This window comes from Streptomyces sp. NPDC039736 (genome assembly GCF_055596485.1).
Genome location: NZ_JBVIUQ010000008.1, coordinates 323,240 through 339,727, shown reverse-complemented (window position 1 = coordinate 339,727; position 16,488 = coordinate 323,240). Strand labels below are relative to the sequence as shown.

Annotated in this window: 16 protein-coding genes; all 16 read right to left on the bottom strand. The window is 71.2% G+C overall.

All coding sequences use genetic code 11. The features are described 5' to 3' along the window. Nucleotides 1-151 precede the first annotated feature (151 nt). The 16 genes from aroQ to ACZ56L_RS25745 all read right to left on the bottom strand — a co-directional run bounded on the left by aroQ (nucleotide 152) and on the right by ACZ56L_RS25745 (nucleotide 16,422). Nucleotides 152-637: a type II 3-dehydroquinate dehydratase gene (aroQ, locus tag ACZ56L_RS25820; RefSeq protein ID WP_471066708.1), complete on the bottom strand. Its 486-nt coding sequence runs from the start codon at nucleotides 635-637 to the stop codon at nucleotides 152-154. Nucleotides 638-642: 5 nt separating this feature from the next. After that, nucleotides 643-1,743, bottom strand: a complete 1,101-nt coding sequence (gene aroB / locus ACZ56L_RS25815) for a 3-dehydroquinate synthase (RefSeq protein ID WP_345224949.1) — start codon at nucleotides 1,741-1,743, stop codon at nucleotides 643-645. Continuing rightward, nucleotides 1,740-2,222 (bottom strand): shikimate kinase, encoded by a 483-nt coding sequence (locus tag ACZ56L_RS25810; RefSeq protein WP_345226652.1) that lies wholly within the window; start codon nucleotides 2,220-2,222, stop codon nucleotides 1,740-1,742. Before ACZ56L_RS25810 ends, aroB begins: the two co-directional genes overlap by 4 nt. 29 nt (nucleotides 2,223-2,251) lie before the next feature. Beyond that, nucleotides 2,252-3,436 (bottom strand): chorismate synthase, encoded by a 1,185-nt coding sequence (gene aroC, locus ACZ56L_RS25805; RefSeq protein WP_345224947.1) that lies wholly within the window; start codon nucleotides 3,434-3,436, stop codon nucleotides 2,252-2,254. A gap of 130 nt (nucleotides 3,437-3,566) precedes the next feature. Continuing rightward, nucleotides 3,567-4,397 (bottom strand): shikimate dehydrogenase, encoded by an 831-nt coding sequence (locus ACZ56L_RS25800; RefSeq protein ID WP_401760704.1) that lies wholly within the window; start codon nucleotides 4,395-4,397, stop codon nucleotides 3,567-3,569. Beyond that, the gene (gene mltG, locus ACZ56L_RS25795; RefSeq protein WP_471066596.1) at nucleotides 4,394-6,226 is read right to left on the bottom strand and encodes an endolytic transglycosylase MltG; all 1,833 of its coding nucleotides are present in this window, start codon (nucleotides 6,224-6,226) and stop codon (nucleotides 4,394-4,396) included. Before mltG ends, ACZ56L_RS25800 begins: the two co-directional genes overlap by 4 nt. 123 nt (nucleotides 6,227-6,349) lie before the next feature. Then, the gene (gene ruvX, locus ACZ56L_RS25790) at nucleotides 6,350-6,814 is read right to left on the bottom strand and encodes a Holliday junction resolvase RuvX (RefSeq protein WP_345224941.1); all 465 of its coding nucleotides are present in this window, start codon (nucleotides 6,812-6,814) and stop codon (nucleotides 6,350-6,352) included. Next, nucleotides 6,814-9,483, bottom strand: coding sequence for an alanine--tRNA ligase (gene alaS, locus ACZ56L_RS25785; protein WP_345224939.1), 2,670 nt, complete (start codon nucleotides 9,481-9,483; stop codon nucleotides 6,814-6,816). The genes ruvX and alaS overlap by 1 nt, the downstream gene beginning before the upstream one ends. Beyond that, nucleotides 9,483-9,818: a DUF6167 family protein gene (locus tag ACZ56L_RS25780; RefSeq protein WP_345224937.1), complete on the bottom strand. Its 336-nt coding sequence runs from the start codon at nucleotides 9,816-9,818 to the stop codon at nucleotides 9,483-9,485. Before ACZ56L_RS25780 ends, alaS begins: the two co-directional genes overlap by 1 nt. A 7-nt stretch (nucleotides 9,819-9,825) precedes the next feature. Further along, nucleotides 9,826-10,269, bottom strand: a complete 444-nt coding sequence (locus tag ACZ56L_RS25775; protein WP_345224935.1) for a DUF948 domain-containing protein — start codon at nucleotides 10,267-10,269, stop codon at nucleotides 9,826-9,828. Nucleotides 10,270-10,471: 202 nt separating this feature from the next. Continuing rightward, nucleotides 10,472-11,086: a 30S ribosomal protein S4 gene (rpsD, locus tag ACZ56L_RS25770; RefSeq protein ID WP_345224933.1), complete on the bottom strand. Its 615-nt coding sequence runs from the start codon at nucleotides 11,084-11,086 to the stop codon at nucleotides 10,472-10,474. A 340-nt stretch (nucleotides 11,087-11,426) separates the two neighbouring features. After that, entirely contained in the window at nucleotides 11,427-12,110 is a 684-nt protein-coding gene (locus ACZ56L_RS25765) for a GmrSD restriction endonuclease domain-containing protein (protein ID WP_471066592.1), read from the bottom strand. 43 nt (nucleotides 12,111-12,153) lie between these two features. After that, entirely contained in the window at nucleotides 12,154-13,524 is a 1,371-nt protein-coding gene (locus ACZ56L_RS25760; RefSeq protein WP_345224929.1) for a replication-associated recombination protein A, read from the bottom strand. A 49-nt stretch (nucleotides 13,525-13,573) separates the two neighbouring features. Next, nucleotides 13,574-14,221, bottom strand: coding sequence for a vitamin K epoxide reductase family protein (locus ACZ56L_RS25755; protein ID WP_345224927.1), 648 nt, complete (start codon nucleotides 14,219-14,221; stop codon nucleotides 13,574-13,576). Nucleotides 14,222-14,453: 232 nt separating this feature from the next. Continuing rightward, on the bottom strand, nucleotides 14,454-15,716 hold the full coding sequence (hisS, locus tag ACZ56L_RS25750; RefSeq protein WP_401760714.1) for a histidine--tRNA ligase: 1,263 nt from the start codon (nucleotides 15,714-15,716) through the stop codon (nucleotides 14,454-14,456). A 10-nt stretch (nucleotides 15,717-15,726) separates the two neighbouring features. Then, complete coding sequence (locus ACZ56L_RS25745) at nucleotides 15,727-16,422, bottom strand: MBL fold metallo-hydrolase (RefSeq protein ID WP_345224923.1); 696 nt, start codon at nucleotides 16,420-16,422, stop codon at nucleotides 15,727-15,729. Nucleotides 16,423-16,488: the final 66 nt, after the last annotated feature.

Genomic DNA, 16,488 nt, shown 5'->3' with positions numbered 1-16,488 from the left:
CGGTGGAATCGAAACCGTATCGGTGCGTCGAAACCGTTGTGATGCTGACCCGAAAAGACCGGGTCGAACCCTCGAACGGTACCGCCCCCGTAGTTCACCAGGTGAACGACGGGGGCGGTCCTTGGCTGCCCTGTCCTGTCAGACGGCGGAGTCAGCCGTCGAGTTCCTCGGCGAGCGCCCGCAGTGCGAGCCGGTAGGACCCGATGCCGAAGCCCGCGACCGTGCCGCTGGCGACGGCCGCGACGACCGAGGTGTGCCGGAACTCCTCACGGGCGTACGGGTTCGAGATGTGCACCTCGATCAGCGGGGCGGTGCGCTGGGCGGCCGCGTCCCGCATCCCGTACGAGTAGTGGGTGAAGGCCCCCGGGTTGAGGACGACCGGAACAGAGCCGTCCGCCGCCTCGTGCAGCCAGCGGATCAGCTCGCCCTCGTCGTTGGTCTCCCGCACCTCGACCTCGAAGCCGAGCTCCTTGCCGAGCCCCTGACAGGCCGCCACGAGACCGGCGTACGACGTCGCCCCGTACACGTCGGGCTCCCGCGAGCCGAGGCGGCCGAGGTTGGGTCCGTTGAGCACGAACACCCGGCGGTTCCCGTCGTTCGCGTCACCCGTGCCGCTGACGCCGCCCACGCCGCCCACGCCGCTCACGCCGCGATCTCGGCGTGTGCCGCGAGCAGCATCGCCGGGTCCGGGGCCTCCAGCACGACGGGCTTGCCCAGTCCGTCCAGGACGATGAAGCGCAGCCGGTCGCCGCGGGACTTCTTGTCGACCTTCATGTTCTCCACCAGCTTGGGCCACTGGTCGCCCCGGTAGGTGAGCGGCAGCCCGACCGCCTCCAGGACCGACCGGTGCCGGTCGGCCGTCGCGTCGTCCAGCCGGCCCGCGATCCGGCCGAGTTCGGCGGCGAAGACCATGCCGACCGACACGGCCGCGCCGTGCCGCCAGTTGTACCGCTCGTTCTTCTCGATGGCGTGCCCGAGGGTGTGCCCGTAGTTGAGGATCTCGCGGCGTCCGGCCTCCTTGAGGTCCCCGGACACCACCTCTGCCTTGACCCGGATGGACCGCTCGATCAGCTCGGCGGTGTGCGGGCCCGCAGGGGTGCGCGCCGCCTGCGGGTCCTCCTCGATCAGGTCCAGGATCACCGGGTCCACGATGAACCCGGCCTTGATGACCTCCGCGAGCCCGGACACGTAGTCGTTGACCGGCAGCGAGTCCAGCGCCGCGAGGTCGCACAGCACCCCGGCCGGCGGGTGGAAGGCCCCCACCAGGTTCTTGCCCTCGGCGGTGTTGATGCCGGTCTTGCCGCCGACAGCCGCGTCGACCATGCCGAGCACGGTCGTCGGTACGGCGATCCAGCGCACCCCGCGCAGCCAGGTCGCCGCGACGAAGCCCGCGAGGTCCGTGGTGGCCCCTCCCCCGACGCCGACGATCACGTCGGTGCGGGTGAAGTTGGTCTGCCCGAGCGCCTTCCAGCAGTACGCCGCGACCTCGACGGTCTTGGACTCCTCAGCGTTCGGCAACTGGATCGCGATGACCTCGTAGCCCTGGTCCGCGAGGTCCGCCCGCAGCGCCTCACCGGTCTCGGCGAGGGCTTCGGGGTGCAGTACGGCGACCCGCTTGGCCTGCTTGCCGATCAGAGCGGGCAGCTCGCCCAGCAACTGCCGCCCCACCAGCACCTCGTACGCCTCGGTGCCGTCCGTGCCACCGACCGTGATCCGCGTCGGTGCTCCAGCCTGCTCGCTCATGCGTCCTTCAACTCCAGTGCGTCCAGGACCGCCTGGGCGACCTCTTCGGGGGTGCGCCCGTCGGTGGCCACGACCACCCGGGCGACTTCGGTGTACAGGGTGCGGCGGGCCTCCATCAGCTCACGCCACTGCTTGCGCGGGTTCACGGCGAGCAGCGGCCGGGCCTGGCCCAGCCCGGTGCGCCGCACCGCTTCTTCCACGTCCATCGACAGATAGACGACCGGGTACGCGGAGAGCAGCTCCCGGGTCGACGCGTCGAGGACCGCCCCGCCGCCGAGCGCGAGCACGCCCGTGTGCTCGGCGACGGCCGCGCGGACGGCCTCCCGCTCCAGCTCACGGAAGTACTCCTCGCCCTCGTCGACGAAGATGTCGGCGATCTCACGGCCCTGAGCTGCGACGATGTCCGCGTCGGTGTCCCGGTGCGGAAGCCCCAGCCGCTCGGCGAGCAGCGCGCCGACGGTGGTCTTGCCGACCCCCATCGGCCCGACGAGCACGACCTCGGGGCCGCTCACCGGATCTGGAGGTTGTCGAGGTACGACCGCACGTTGCGCCGCGTCTCGCCCACGCTGTCCCCGCCGAACTTCTCGGCGACCGCGTCCGCCAGGACCAACGCCACCATGGCCTCGGCCACGATGCCCGCCGCCGGAACCGCGCACACGTCGGAGCGCTGGTGGTGGGCGGCGGCGACCTCGCCGGTCGCCACGTCGATCGTGGCCAGCGCGCGCGGCACCGTCGCGATCGGCTTCATCGCGGCCCGCACCCGCAGCAGCTCGCCCGTGGACATGCCGCCCTCGGTGCCGCCCGCGCGCCCGGTCGTGCGCTTCACGCCGTCGGCCGTCGGCACGATCTCGTCGTGCGCCTTGGAGCCCGGCACCCGCGCCAGGTCGAAGCCGTCGCCGACCTCGACGCCCTTGATGGCCTGGATGCCCATGAGCGCACCCGCCAGCCGGGAGTCCAGCCGCCGGTCCCAGTGCGTGAACGAACCGAGGCCCACCGGCACGCCGTACGCCAGCACCTCGACCACACCGCCCAGGGTATCGCCGTCCTTGTGGGCCTGGTCGATCTCCGCGACCATCGCCTTCGACGCGTCCGCGTCCAGGCAGCGCACCGGGTCCTCGTCCAGCCTCGCCTCGTCGGCGGGCACGGGCAGCACACCGTACGGGGCCTTCGCCGCCGCCAGCTCCACCACGTGCGAGACGATCTCGATGCCGGTCGTCTCCTTCAGGTACGAACGGGCCACCGTGCCCAGCGCCACCCGCGCCGCGGTCTCCCGGGCGCTCGCGCGCTCCAGGACCGGACGGGCCTCGTCCAGGGCGTACTTCTGCATGCCCGCGAGGTCGGCGTGACCGGGGCGGGGGCGGGTCAGCGGCGCGTTGCGCGCCATCGTGGCCAGCTCCTCGGGGTCCACCGGGTCGGCCGACATGACCTTCTCCCACTTGGGCCACTCGGTGTTGCCCACCATGATCGCGACGGGGCCGCCCATGGTGAGGCCGTGCCGTACGCCGCCGAGGAAGGTGACCTCGTCCTGCTCGAACTTCATCCGGGCGCCGCGCCCATAGCCCAGCCGCCGCCTGGCCAGAGCGTCCGCCACCATCTCCGTGGTGATCGGCACGCCGGCGGGAAGTCCCTCCAGCGTCGCGACGAGTGCGGGTCCGTGGGATTCTCCCGCGGTCAGCCAGCGCAACCTGCTCAACGGTGCTCCTCATGCTCGCGCCTGGAACTGCAATGACGCAGCCCGGATGCGCGGCCCGGACCCGCCGCTCCCGATCCTCCCATGTCCGGCGGCACGGTCCTGCCCCCGGTCCAGCACTCGGACCGGATGATCACCTTTCGGACAGCGCCCGCTCGCCCGCGGCCCGCATCGCGGCGAGCGGTGCGACGGGGACGCCCGTCATCTGCTCGACCTGCAGCACGGCCTGGTGCACGAGCAGGTCGAGCCCGCCGACCACCGCTCCCCCACGCGCCGCCCAGGCACTCGCCAGCGGCGTCGGCCACGGCTCGTACAGCACGTCGAAAAGCGTCCCGACGGCCTCCGGCACGTCCGTGACCAGGGCGTCCGTCGTTCCAGCGGGTGTGGTCGCGATCACCAGCGGTGCCGCGAAGGCCTCGCGGGCGTCGCTCCAGTCTGCGGTGCGCACGTCGACGCCCAGGCGCTCGCCCCAGGTCCGCATCTCGGTGGCGCGGGCCGCGCTGCGCACGTACGCGGTGACCGGGCCGGTGCAGATCCGGCCGAGCGCGGCGAGCGCGGAGGAGGCGGTGGCCCCGGCGCCGAGGACGGCCGCCGACTCGGCCTTGTCGACCCCGCGCTCGCGCAGGGCGGAGACCATGCCGGGGATGTCGGTGTTGTCGCCGAGCCTGCGCCCGTCCTCGGTGAGGACGACGGTGTTCACCGCCTCCACCGAGGCCGCCGTCTCGCTGACCTCGTCGAGCAGCGGGATGATCGCCCGCTTGAGCGGCATGGTCAGCGAGAGGCCCGCCCACTCCGCGCCCAACTCCCCCACGAAGGCGGGGAGTTGTTCCTCGTTCACCTCGAAGCGGTCGTACGACCAGCCGTCGAGCCCGAGCTCCGCGTACGCGGCGCGGTGCAGGACCGGGGAGAGGGAGTGGGCGATGGGCTTGCCGAGCACGGCGGCCCGGCTGCGGCGACTGCTCACTGCTTCGACTTCTTCCGTTCCTCGTTGTACTGCTTCACGAGCCGCTGGTGCTCCTCGTAGGTGTTCGTGAAGATGGTGTTCTCCGAGGTCATCGAGATGAAGTAGAACCACGGTCCGGGCGTCGGGTTCAGCGCCGAGTGCAGGGCCTCGTCCCCCGGGTTGCTGATCGGGCCGGGCGGCAGGCCCTTCTGGTTCAGGTAGTACGTGTTGTAGGGGTGCTTGAACTTGGCGAGGTCGTCCGTGTTCCCGATGTCCAGCGTGCTCGTCGACTTGAGGTAGTTGACCGTGGAGTCGAACTGGAGGCGGCCGTGGGTCTCGGTCTGGTTGGGCTGCAGCCGGTTGTAGACGACGCGTGCGACCTTGTCGAAGTCGCGCTTGTACTTGCCTTCCTTCTGCACCAGGCTCGCCACGGTGATCACGTCGAACGGCGACTCCAGGCCCAGCTTCTCGGCCTGGCCCGCGAGGTCCTGCTTGGCGTAGTTCTCGGTGGCCTGCGCGACCATCTTGCGCAGCACGTCCTCGGGCTTCGCCCCCTGGGCGACCGGGTAGGTGCCCGGGTACAGGAAGCCCTCCAGACGGTCCATCATGTCCGGCTTCTTCGGCACCCACGAGGGGAGTCCGAGCTTGTCGGCCTGCGCCTTCGCGATGTCCTTCGTGGTGCCGGGCTTGAGCTCGAGGCGCTTGTCGAGGGCTTCGTAGACCTGGGCGTTGCGGGTGCCCGGCGGGAGGATGTAGTTGTTCCGGCTGGCCGGACTGAGCATGAGTTCCAGCGCGGCCTTGGCGGACATCTCCTTCTTCAGGACGTAGACGCCCGTCTGCAGGGCGTTGCCCTTCTTCTGGTCCTTCGCCAGCTCCGCGGTGAAGGCGGAGACGCTCTTGACGACGCCGGCCTTCTTCAGCGTGTTGGCAATCTCGTTTCCGTCGGCGCCCCTCTTGACCTCGATCTGGACGGGGTCCGTGCCCTCGCCCTCGAAATCCTCCACCGGGCCGAAACGGTCCTTCCAGAACGAGTAGCCGATGTACCCGACCCCGCCGAGCCCCCCGAGCAGGACCACCGAGACCACCAGGCACGCGATGCCGTTGCGGCCCTTCTTCTTGCCCTTGCCGCCGCCCTTGCCCCGGCGGGAGGCGGGCTCGTCGTCGTACCCGTCCTCGCCGTCCCGCGCGCCGCGGCTGTCGGGGGCGCCGGTGAAGAAGGGGTGCTCCTCCTTCTGCCGGGCCTCCTCGTCCCAGTCGATCACCGGTTCGGGCGGCGACTGCCGCTGGCCGGGTGGCTGCGGCGGCGGGTACGCCTCGGGGGTGCCGTAGTGGTCCTGCCCCGTGTCGTAGCCGGGCTGCTGGCCGCTGTAGGGGTCGGCCGCGTTCATTCCGTACGGGATCGCCTGGCCCCGGCCGGTGTCCCAGTCGCTCTGCTGCTGTCCGTGTCCCTGCTGCTGCGGGTACTGCCCGCTCTGCTGGGAGACCTGCGCGTACTGCCCGCTGTCGTACGCCGGGGAGTACTGGCCGGCGTCATGGCCGGTGTCGTGGCCGTGGCCGTACTGCTCGGTGTGCTGCTGCGCCTGCGGGTACTGGCCGCCGTCGTGCCCCTGGACGTACTGGCCGTTGTGCTGCGGGGTCTGCTGGTACTGGCCGTTGTCGTAGTACGGCTGCGGGGGCGGGCCCTGCGGCGCGTACTGCTGCCGGCCGTCGTACGCCCCGTCGTGGGGAACCGAGCCGTCTCCGGCCTGCTGTCCGACCCAAGCCTGGCCGCCCTGGTCCCCGTACTGCTGCTCACCGGGGGCCTGCGGGTGCCACGGTTCGGAGCCTTGACCCCGGCCATACTCAGTCATCGGTCCCCTAGAGCCGCGAGGCGGCGGGTGTGGCGCGCGTGGGGCACGGCATCCGTCCCGCCTCAGTTCCTGTGCGGCAGCTGTTCGAACGCCGCCACGGCGCGGAACGTTACCGTACCGCGATCAGACAACCACTTCGACGGCTTCGCCAGGGAGGTCCCCAGACACCCGTTCGGCCTCAAGCGCGTTCTGAAGAATGACAATCGCGGCGGCCTGGTCGATGACGGACCGTCCCTTCTTCGACTTCACTCCCGAAGCGCGCAGTCCCTGGGTGGCGGTCACCGTGGTCATCCGCTCGTCGACCAGCCGGACACCGGTCGGGGCGATGCCCCGGGCGAGTTCCTGGGCGAACTTCCTGACCTTCGCCGCGGCCGGGCCCTCGCCCCCGTTGAGGGAGCGAGGGAGTCCGACGACGACTTCGAGGGGTTCGTACTCCTCGACCAGTTGGCGCAGCCGCCGGTGGGCGGCCGGGACGTCGCGTCCCGGCACGGTCTCCACCGGCGTGGCGAGGACCCCGTCGGGGTCGCACGAGGCGACCCCGATCCGGGCGTCCCCGACGTCGATCGCGAGACGGCGTCCGCGTCGCATCAGGCCGTTTCCCCGACCATGCGCTCGACGGCGTCGATGGCGTCGCCGATGGCGGTGACGCTGGTGCCGCCGCCCTGGGCGACGTCCGGCTTGCCGCCGCCGCCCCCGCCGAGGGTCTTGGCGGCGGTGCGCACCAAGTCGCCCGCCTTCAGGCCGCGCTGACGGGCCGTCTCGTTGGTGGCGATGACGGTCAGCGGGCGGCCGTTGGCCGTGGTGAACAGGGCCACGACGGCGGCCCGGTCGCCCTGGATGCGGCCGCGCACGTCGAGGACCAGCCTGCGCAGGTCGTCGGCGGAGGTGCCGTCGGGCACCTGACCGGTGACCAGGGCGACGCCCTTGATGTCCTTGGCGCCCTGGACGAGTCCGGCGGCGGCCTGGAGGACCTTCTCCGCACGGAACTTCTCGATCTCCTTCTCGGCGTCCTTCAGCTTGCCGAGCATGGCGGAGACCTTCTCCGGAAGCTCCTCGGGACGGCCCTTGACCAGCTCCTGGAGCTGGGCGACGACCGTGTGCTCACGGGCCAGGAACTTGTACGCGTCGACGCCGACCAGGGCCTCGATGCGGCGCACACCGGAACCGATGGACGACTCGCCGAGCAGCTTCACCAGGCCGAGCTGGGCGGTGTTGTGGACGTGCGTGCCGCCGCACAGCTCCTTGGAGAAGTCGCCGATGGTCACCACGCGGACCCGCTCGCCGTACTTCTCGCCGAACTCGGCGATGGCCCCCTGCTTCTTGGCCTCGTCGATCGACATGACCTCGGCGCGGACGTCCATCTCGTGCGAGAGGACCTCGTTGATGCGCTGCTCGACGTCGACGAGGACGTTGCCGGGCACCGCGGCCGGGGAGCCGAAGTCGAAGCGGAAGCGGCCGGGCTGGTTCTCCGAGCCGGCCTGGGCGGCCGTGGGGCCGAGCGCGTCGCGCAGCGCCTGGTGGGTGAGGTGGGTGGCGGAGTGGGCGCGGGCGATGGCGTTGCGGCGGTGCACGTCGATGGTGGCCTGCGCCTGGGCGCCGACGGTGACCTCGCCGACCTGGACGACGCCCTTGTGGACGTACACGCCGGGGACCGGCTTCTGGCAGTCGCGGACCTCGATGATCGCGCCGCTGTCCACCTTGATGCGGCCGGTGTCGCCGATCTGGCCGCCGCCCTCGGCGTAGAAGGGGGTGCGGTCCAGGACGATCTCGACGTCGTCGCCCTCGGTGGCGACCGGCGAGGGCACGCCGTCGACGAGGATGCCGACGACGCGGGACTCGCCGGAGGTGGCGGTGTAGCCGATGAAGTCGGTCTCGCCGGAGGCGTCCGCGATCTCGCGGTAGCCGGACATGTCGGCGTGGCCGTGCTTCTTGGCCTGGGCGTCGGCCTTGGCCCGGTCCCGCTGCTCCTTCATCAGGCGGCGGAAGCCGTCCTCGTCCACCGAGAGGCCCTGCTCGGCGGCCATCTCCAGGGTGAGGTCGATCGGGAAGCCCCAGGTGTCGTGGAGCAGGAACGCCTTGTCACCGGAGAGGACCTGGCCGCCGGCGGCCTTGGTCTCGGTGACGGCGGTGTCCAGGATGTTGGTGCCGCCCTTGAGGGCCTTGAGGAAGGCGGCCTCCTCGGCGAGGGCGACGCCCAGGATGCGCTGGCGGTCGGTGATGAGCTCGGGGTACTGCTGGCCCATCGTGTCGACGACCGTGTCCACGAGCTGCTGGACGACGGCGCCGGTGGCTCCCATGAGACGCATGTTGCGGATGGCGCGGCGCATGATGCGGCGCAGCACGTAGCCGCGGCCCTCGTTGCCGGGGGTGACGCCGTCGCCGATGAGCATGACGGAGGTGCGCATGTGGTCGGCGACCACGCGCATCGAGACGTCGCTGGCGGGAGCGGCGCCGTAGCGGACGCCGGTCAGCTCGGTGGCCTTGTCCATGACGACGCGCAGGGTGTCGGTCTCGTACATGTTCTGCACGCCCTGGAGGATCATGGCAAGACGCTCAAGACCCAGACCCGTGTCGATGTTCTTGGACGGCAGCTCGCCGAGGATCTCGAAGTCCTCCTTGCCGGTGCCGGCGCCGCGCTCGTACTGCATGAAGACCAGGTTCCAGATCTCCACGTAGCGCTCGTCGTTGACGGCGGGGCCGCCCTCGACGCCGAACTCGGGACCGCGGTCGTAGTTGATCTCCGAGCACGGGCCGCAGGGTCCGGGGACGCCCATCGACCAGTAGTTGTCCTTCTTGCCCAGGCGCTGGATGCGCTCGGCGGGGACGCCGATCTTCTCCCGCCAGATCTCCTCGGCCTCGTCGTCGTCCAGGTAGACGGTGATCCACAGGCGCTCGGGGTCGAGGCCGTAGCCGCCGTCGTCGACGGACTTCGTCAGGATCTCCCAGGCGAAGCGGATGGCCCCTTCCTTGAAGTAGTCCCCGAAGGAGAAGTTGCCGCACATCTGGAAGAACGTGCCGTGCCGGGTGGTCTTGCCGACCTCTTCGATGTCCGGGGTGCGGACGCACTTCTGGACGCTGGTGGCGCGGTCCCAGGGGGCCTTGACCTCACCCAGGAAGTACGGCTTGAAGGGCACCATGCCCGCCGGGACCAGGAGCAGAGTCGGGTCGTCCGCGATGAGCGACGCCGAAGGGACAACGGTGTGACCGCGCTCCTCGAAGAAGCTCAGCCAGCGGCGACGAATTTCTGCCGACTCCATCAGTGGTCCTCATTCCGGTTGTGCGAACTCCCGTGGGGATACGGGGTCCTGGGGTTGTCGAGGGCAACGGCATACCGCTGCGGGGGAAGCTCTCGCGCGTCCTCGGGCGCCGCGTCGAGACCGAGCGCGTCGCCCAGTTCGGCCTCGCGCTGGACCATCCCGGCCCGGACGTCGAGCGCGAAGTCCTTGAGCCGGTGGCCCGCCTCGACCGCCTTGTCGGCGGCCTGCGCGGCGAGGCTCTCGGGGCTCAGCGCCTTGATCTTGCGGTTGACCTTCTGGGTGGCCCACACGCCGGCTGCGGCGCCTGCGGTGAACCAGAATGTACGGCGGAACATCGCGGCCTCAGTTCTTGTTTCCGCGCGATCCCCGGGCCCGGCGGCGCGCTGTCGGCAGCGTCCGGCCGACGATCACGGTGCGTTCCGGAGCCGGCGGCTCCGGCGACTTGCGGAGGCCGATCGCCCGGCGGACGCCGTACCCGAAGGCGGCGACCTTGACCAGGGGGCCGCCGAAGGTGGAGGCGACGGTGGTGGAGAGCGCCGAGGCGTTCGAGGTGACTTCCTGGACGTCGGAGGCGATCGCGTCGACCCGGTCCAGCTGTGTCTGCGCCGAGCGGACGGTCGCGGAGGCGTCGGCCAGCAGCGGGACCGCCTGGTCCGTCACGTCGGCCACCATCCGGGTCGTCGCCTTGAGCGTCTGCGCCAGCCTCACCAGCACCAGGGCCAGGAAGGAGACGAGGATCGCCCAGAAGACGGCCACCAGGATCCCGGCCACCTCTCCACCGGACACGATGCGCTCCCTGTTGGTCAAGAGATTGTGGTTGTGAAAGGTCGTCCCGCGAGCCTATCGCGCCGGGGCCACGGCTCCGCACCGGATAACCCGTGCCCCGCCGGGCGGCCCCCACAACGCGCAAACCCGCCGCTCCCCGCTCCGGTGAGGGAGCGGGAAGACGACGGGCAGTGCACGCGTGTGCGGGAGGACGACGCCGAAATCAGCGGGCGTAGTACTCGACGACCAGCTGCTCGTCGCAGATGACCGGGATTTCCTTGCGGTTCGGGTCGCGGTCCAGGCGGAAGGCCAGGGCCTTCAGGTTCACCTGGAGGTAGCGCGGGGTCTCACCCTCGGTGTCGTAGCCACCCTCGCGGGCGACCTGGAAGGGGACCTTCTCGCGGCTGCGCTCGCGGACCATCACGACATCGTCGGGACGGACGCGGAACGACGGCTTGTCGACCTTGCCGCCGTTGACCTCGATGTGGCCGTGGACGACCATCTGGCGGGCCTGGTAGATGGTGCGGGCGATGCCCGAACGCAGGACCAGGGCGTCGAGGCGACGCTCGAGCTCGACGACCAGCGCCTCGCCCGTCTTGCCCTCGGCCTTCTTGGCGCGGTCGTAGGCGCGCGCCATCTGGCGCTCGCTGATGTCGTACTGGGCGCGCAGACGCTGCTTCTCCAGCAGACGGACCTTGTAGTCCGAGTTCTGCTTGCGGCCACGGCCGTGCTCGCCCGGCGGGTAGGGGCGCGACTCGAAGTACTTGACGGCCTTCGGCGTCAGCGCGATGCCGAGCGCACGGCTCTTCTTGACCTTGGGGCGGGACTGGTTCGGCACGAACCAACCTCTCTATCTGTGTGGAATACGGCTTCACCAGGGTTAAGGGAGGTCGCATCCGCAGCCTGGGAAACCCCTCCGTCGCCGGACGGGCAGCCGCTCCCTGGTCTGGGCACTATGTGCAGCACGCGAGTGGCCCACCTACCGGCCGGGGCCCCGAGGCCCTTGGGGTGGTGGGCTGCCCGCGACACCATCAACGGTGCGCGACGCTCCTGGAACACCCCCGAAGGGGGCTCCGGCTGCATGTCCCGTTCTGGTGATGCCGGTACGGGACCGGACACGGGACGCAGCGCTCCGGTCGATTGTACGGGGTCGGGCGCGATGGTGCGGACCGGCCCCCTCAGGGGCACGTGCCCAGCATCTCGCGCAGCGCGGCCTTCTCGGACGGGGTCACCGTCAGCGCGTACTTGCTCTTGATGCCGGTCCAGCGGCGGCCGTACTCGCACCAGTAGGCGCGGCGGGGCTTCCACTGGTCGGGGGTCCTGCTGCTCTTGTCGTGGTTCGCCTGCCCGTCGACCGCGAGCAGGACGTCGAGGTCGTTGGCGTACGTGAGCCGCTGTTCCGGCGTCCAGGCCCAGGCCCCGGCCCGCCAGGCGGCCCCGAGCGCGACGACGTGGTCGGTCTCGATCCGGGAGGCCGTGCGGGGGGAGTACGGGAGCACCCTGCCGGTGTACGGGTCGTGGAGCACCCCGGAGCGGGGGACGCAGTCCTCGGGGCCGCCCGGCTCGGCGGCGGCGAGGTCCCGGTGCAGGACGTCGTCCCGGGTGTCGCAGCCGTTGCGCCCGCCGGGGGCGTCGGTCTCGTCCGTCCAGGTCTCGCCGAAGGCGACCCGCTGGTACGCCTCCCCGTCCCCGGCCCGGGCGACGGTGAGCCCGTCGAGCTGGCGGCGGGCGCGGTCGGCGTCCGGCGGGAAGCCGTGGCGGATGAGCGGTACGGGCGAGGGCCGCTCGGGAGGGGTCTCGGCCCGGTGGCAGGAGGTGGCCACCGCCAGGCTGACGAGGAGTACCGCCGTTCGTCGGGCCATGCTTCGCAGCGTAACCGCGCGGACACGCTCCCGCCCGTCGTGCTCACCCCTTGGCGGGGGGCCGCTCCGGGCCGTGGAGCCGCTCGCGCACCTTCTCGACCACGTCCGCGTACCGGGCCTCGGCGCCGTAGCGGGTGGGCCGGTAGTACTCCTTGTCCTTGACCTCGTCCGGGGCGTACTGCTGGGCGGCGATGCCGCCGGGGACGTCGTGCGGGTAGACGTACCCCTGGGCGTGTCCGAGTTCGGCGGCGCCCTTGTAGTGCCCGTCGCGCAGGTGCGCGGGGACGGCTCCGGCGAGGCCGTTGCGCACGTCCGCCCGGGCGGCCTGGATGGCGAGGGTGGCGGCGTTGGACTTGGGGGCGAGCGCGAGCGCGATGGTGGCGTGGCTGAGGGTGAGGGCGGCCTCGGGGAAACCGATCATGGCGACGGCCTGGGCGGCGGCGACCGCGGTGGGCAGGGCGGTGGGGTCGGCGAGGCCGATGTCCTCACTGGCGGAGATCATGAGCCGGCGGGCGATGAAGCGGGGGTCCTCCCCCGCCTCGATCATCCGTGCCAGGTAGTGCAGGGCGGCGTCGACGTCGGAGCCCCGGATGGACTTGATGAGGGCGCTGGCGACGTCGTAGTGCTGGTCGCCGTCGCGGTCGTAGCGCACGGCCGCCCGGTCGACGGCCTCCTCGACCGTCTCCAGGGTGATCTCCTGCTCGCCCTTGGCGATCGCCGCCCCGGCGGCCGCCTCCAGGGCGGTCAGGGCGCGTCGGGCGTCACCGCCGGAGATCCGCAGGATGTGGTCCTCGGCGTCCTGGGGCAGGGTGACCGCGCCGCCGAGTCCGCGCTCCTCGGTGAGCGCCCGGTGCAGCAGGCCGCGCAGGTCGTCGTCGGTGAGGGATTCGAGGGTGAGGAGCAGGGAGCGGGAGAGCAGCGGCGAGATGATCGAGAAGTACGGGTTCTCGGTGGTCGCCGCGATCAGGGTGACCCAGCGGTTCTCCACGGCGGGCAGCAGGGAGTCCTGCTGGGCCTTGCTGAAGCGGTGGATCTCGTCGAGGAAGAGGACGGTCTCCTTGCCGTACCCGCCGGAGGCGCGCCGGGCGCCCTCGATGACGGCCCGCACCTCCTTGACCCCCGCCGTGATCGCGGACAGTTCGACGAAGCGCTTCTGGGTCGCCTGGCTCACCACGTACGCCAGTGTCGTCTTGCCGATGCCGGGCGGCCCCCAGAGGATCACCGACGACGCCCCGGCGGGTCCGCCGCTGCCCTCCCCCACCAGGCGGCGCAGCGGGGAGCCCGGCTTGAGCAGGTGCTTCTGCCCGAAGACCTCGTCGAGGGTGCGCGGGCGCATCCGTACGGCCAGGGGGCTGGCGGACGGGTCGCTCGCCTGGCGTTCTTCCGCGGCTGCGGTGAAAAGATCGGGCTCCACGCCCAGAAGCCTAGGCGAGACCACTGACAGCGCCCCCGGCGGAGGGGACTCAGCTGGTCCAGAAGCTCCACCAGTTCGTGAGGATCAGGATTCCGATGACCCCGATCCACAGCACCGGCACGACCCAGTGGAACTCCACGAGCCCGTTGCGCAGGGCGCGCGGGGCCGGGAGGATCCGGTGCTTCAGGTTGTGCACGGTGACGTAGCAGAACATGAAGATCGTCGCGACCCAGGCCAGGCAGCACCACAGGCACAGCGAGCGGATGGTGTAGAGCGACTGGTACTGGAGGTACGTGCAGAAGGCGACGCCGAAAAGGGTTCCGGCGTTCAGGCCGAGCCAGTACCAGCGCTTGAAGCGGGCCCCGGCGAGCAGGGCGACGCCGATGGCGACGACCATGCCGTAGGTGACGAGGCCGAGCATCGGGTTGGGGAACCCGAAGAAGGCGGCCTGGTCGCTCTTCATGATGTTGCCGCAGGCGACGACGGGGTTCAGGCTGCACCCGGGGACGAAGTCCGGGTCCTCCAGCAGCTTGATCTTGTCGATCGTGATCACCCAGGCGGCGAGCAGCCCGGCCGCTCCCGTGATGACCAGCATCCAGGCGAAGGCCCGTCCCGCGCCGATGCGGCCGGCCCCGTCGCGCTCGTCCGTCTCCGCAGACGCGCCCTCTGACACGTCGTCAACCGCTGTCGTCGTCATGATCGCCGTTCCGTCGCTGCCGGGGCCCGCGCAGGCCCCGTGGGTCCCGCTCATTCTGCCGCACGGGCGGGGGCGGAGGCTGTCGGAAGGAGATAAGGGGCCCTGGGGCACGGCCGACAGGGGCAGGCTGCGGGCGTCGGTTCGGACGTACGCCCGACGGGCGGCCGGGGCGGCCGGGGCGCGTACGGGAAAGGGCCCGGAATCAGTGAATTCCGGGCCCTTCCTGCAGCGGTCAGCCCAGGCGGCGGCGGAGCTCCGCGACGACCGCGTCCAGCGCGACCGGCTCCTGCTCGCCGGACTCCATGTCCTTGACCTGGACCTGGCCCTCGGCGAGGTCGCGCTCCCCGGCGACGACGACGTAGCGGGCGCCGCTGCGGTGGGCGTTCTTCATGGCCGACTTCAGTCCGCGCCCGGTGAAGGAGAAGTCGGTCGCGACCCCCGCCTTCCGCAGCTCGACGACCTTGGCGAAGAGCACCCGGCGGGCCTCCTCGCCGAGCGGCACCGCGTACACCGAGGTCGCGGCGGGGATGTCGAGGACGATGCCCTCGGCCTCCAGGGCGAGGACCGTGCGGTCGACGCCGAGCGCCCAGCCGACGGAGGGGAGCGCCGGGCCGCCGATCATCTCGGACAGGCCGTCGTAGCGGCCGCCGCCGCCCACCGCGGACTGCGAGCCGAGGCCGTCGTGGACGAACTCGAAGGTGGTGCGGGTGTAGTAGTCCAGGCCGCGGACCAGCTTCTCGTCGTCCTCGAAGGCGACGCCCGCCGCCGTGACCAGGGCGCGGACCTCCTCGTGGTACGCCTTGCACGCGTCGCACAGGTAGTCGCGCAGCACCGGGGCGCCGACGAGCTGCCGCTGCACGTCCGGGCGCTTGTCGTCGAGGACGCGCAGCGGGTTGATCTCGGCGCGGCGGACCGTGTCCTCGTCGAGGTCGAGGCCGCGCAGGAAGGACTGGAGGGCCTCCCGGTAGACGGGGCGGCACTCCTTGTCGCCGAGCGAGTTGAGCAGGATGCGGAAGTTCCGGAGCCCGAGCGTGCGGTACGCCTGGTCGGCCAGGATGATCATCTCGGCGTCGAGGGCGGGGTCCTCGGCGCCGATGGCCTCCGCGCCGACCTGCGAGAAGTGGCGGTAGCGGCCCTTCTGCGGGCGCTCGTAGCGGTAGTACGAGCCGGAGTACCAGAGCTTGACGGGCAGGTTGCCGACCTTGTGGAGGTTGGCCTCCAGGGCGGCGCGCAGCACGGAGGCGGTGCCCTCGGGGCGCAGGGCGAGCTCGTCGCCGCCCTTGGTGGTGAGGGTGTACATCTCCTTGGTGACGATGTCGGTGGACTCGCCGACACCGCGCGCGAACAGCTCGACGTTCTCGAAGCCGGGGGTCTCGATGTAGCCGTAGCCGGAGTTCCTCAGCGGCGCGGCGATGGCCTCGCGCACCGCGAGGTAGGTCGCGGAGACGGGCGGAAGCAGGTCGTACGTGCCCTTGGGGGCCTTGAAGGTGCTCACGGGAGGGGGTTCACATTCCTCGTCGAGGGGCGGGCGCGTCGTCCAGTCCCCGCAGGTACGGGTTGGTCGCGCGCTCCTGGCCGATGGTCGTCTGGGGGCCGTGCCCGGACAGCACCACGGTCGAGTCCTCAAGCGGCAGGCACACGCGGGCCAGCGACTTCAGGAGATCGGCGTGGGAGCCGCCGGGAAAGTCGGTGCGTCCGACGGAGCCGGCGAACAGCAGGTCGCCCGAGAAGAGGATCGGCGGGATGTCCGCCGCCTCGGGCAGCCCGAAGGTCACCGACCCCTTCGTATGGCCGGGCGCGTGCGACACGGTCAGGTCCAGACCGGCGAGCTTCAGCTCGGTGCCGTCGTGCAGCTCCCTGACGTCGTCCGGCTCCCCCACGGTCAGCTCGCCCATCAGCTGGGCGCCCAGGGAGCGGCCGAGGGCCTTCTCCGGGTCGCTCATCATGAAGCGGTCCTCGGGGTGGATCCAGGCGGGCACGTTCTTCGCGCCGCACACGGGGACGACGGAGGCGACGTGGTCGATGTGGCCGTGGGTGAGCACGACGGCGACGGGCTTCAGCCGATGCTTCCTCAGCGTCTCCTCGACCCCCTGGGCGGCCTGGTGGCCGGGGTCGACGATGACGCACTCCTCGCCCGCGGCGGGGGCGACCAGGTAGCAGTTGGTCCCCCAGGCTCCGGCGGGGAACCCGGCAATCAGCACGATGGTCCTCTTCGTGGTCGTCCAACGCTTCGTCTATTGCGCACGCAACAGACAAAGAGCCTACCG

Coding starts and splice junctions, on each gene's coding strand:
- aroB (WP_345224949.1), bottom strand. CDS start 1,743: ATGAGCGAGCAGGCTGGAGCACCGACGCGGATCACGGTCGGTGGCACG.
- ACZ56L_RS25810 (WP_345226652.1), bottom strand. CDS start 2,222: ATGGGGGTCGGCAAGACCACCGTCGGCGCGCTGCTCGCCGAGCGGCTG.
- mltG (WP_471066596.1), bottom strand. CDS start 6,226: ATGACTGAGTATGGCCGGGGTCAAGGCTCCGAACCGTGGCACCCGCAG.
- ruvX (WP_345224941.1), bottom strand. CDS start 6,814: ATGCGACGCGGACGCCGTCTCGCGATCGACGTCGGGGACGCCCGGATC.
- alaS (WP_345224939.1), bottom strand. CDS start 9,483: ATGGAGTCGGCAGAAATTCGTCGCCGCTGGCTGAGCTTCTTCGAGGAG.
- ACZ56L_RS25780 (WP_345224937.1), bottom strand. CDS start 9,818: ATGTTCCGCCGTACATTCTGGTTCACCGCAGGCGCCGCAGCCGGCGTG.
- ACZ56L_RS25765 (WP_471066592.1), bottom strand. CDS start 12,110: ATGGCCCGACGAACGGCGGTACTCCTCGTCAGCCTGGCGGTGGCCACC.
- ACZ56L_RS25755 (WP_345224927.1), bottom strand. CDS start 14,221: ATGACGACGACAGCGGTTGACGACGTGTCAGAGGGCGCGTCTGCGGAG.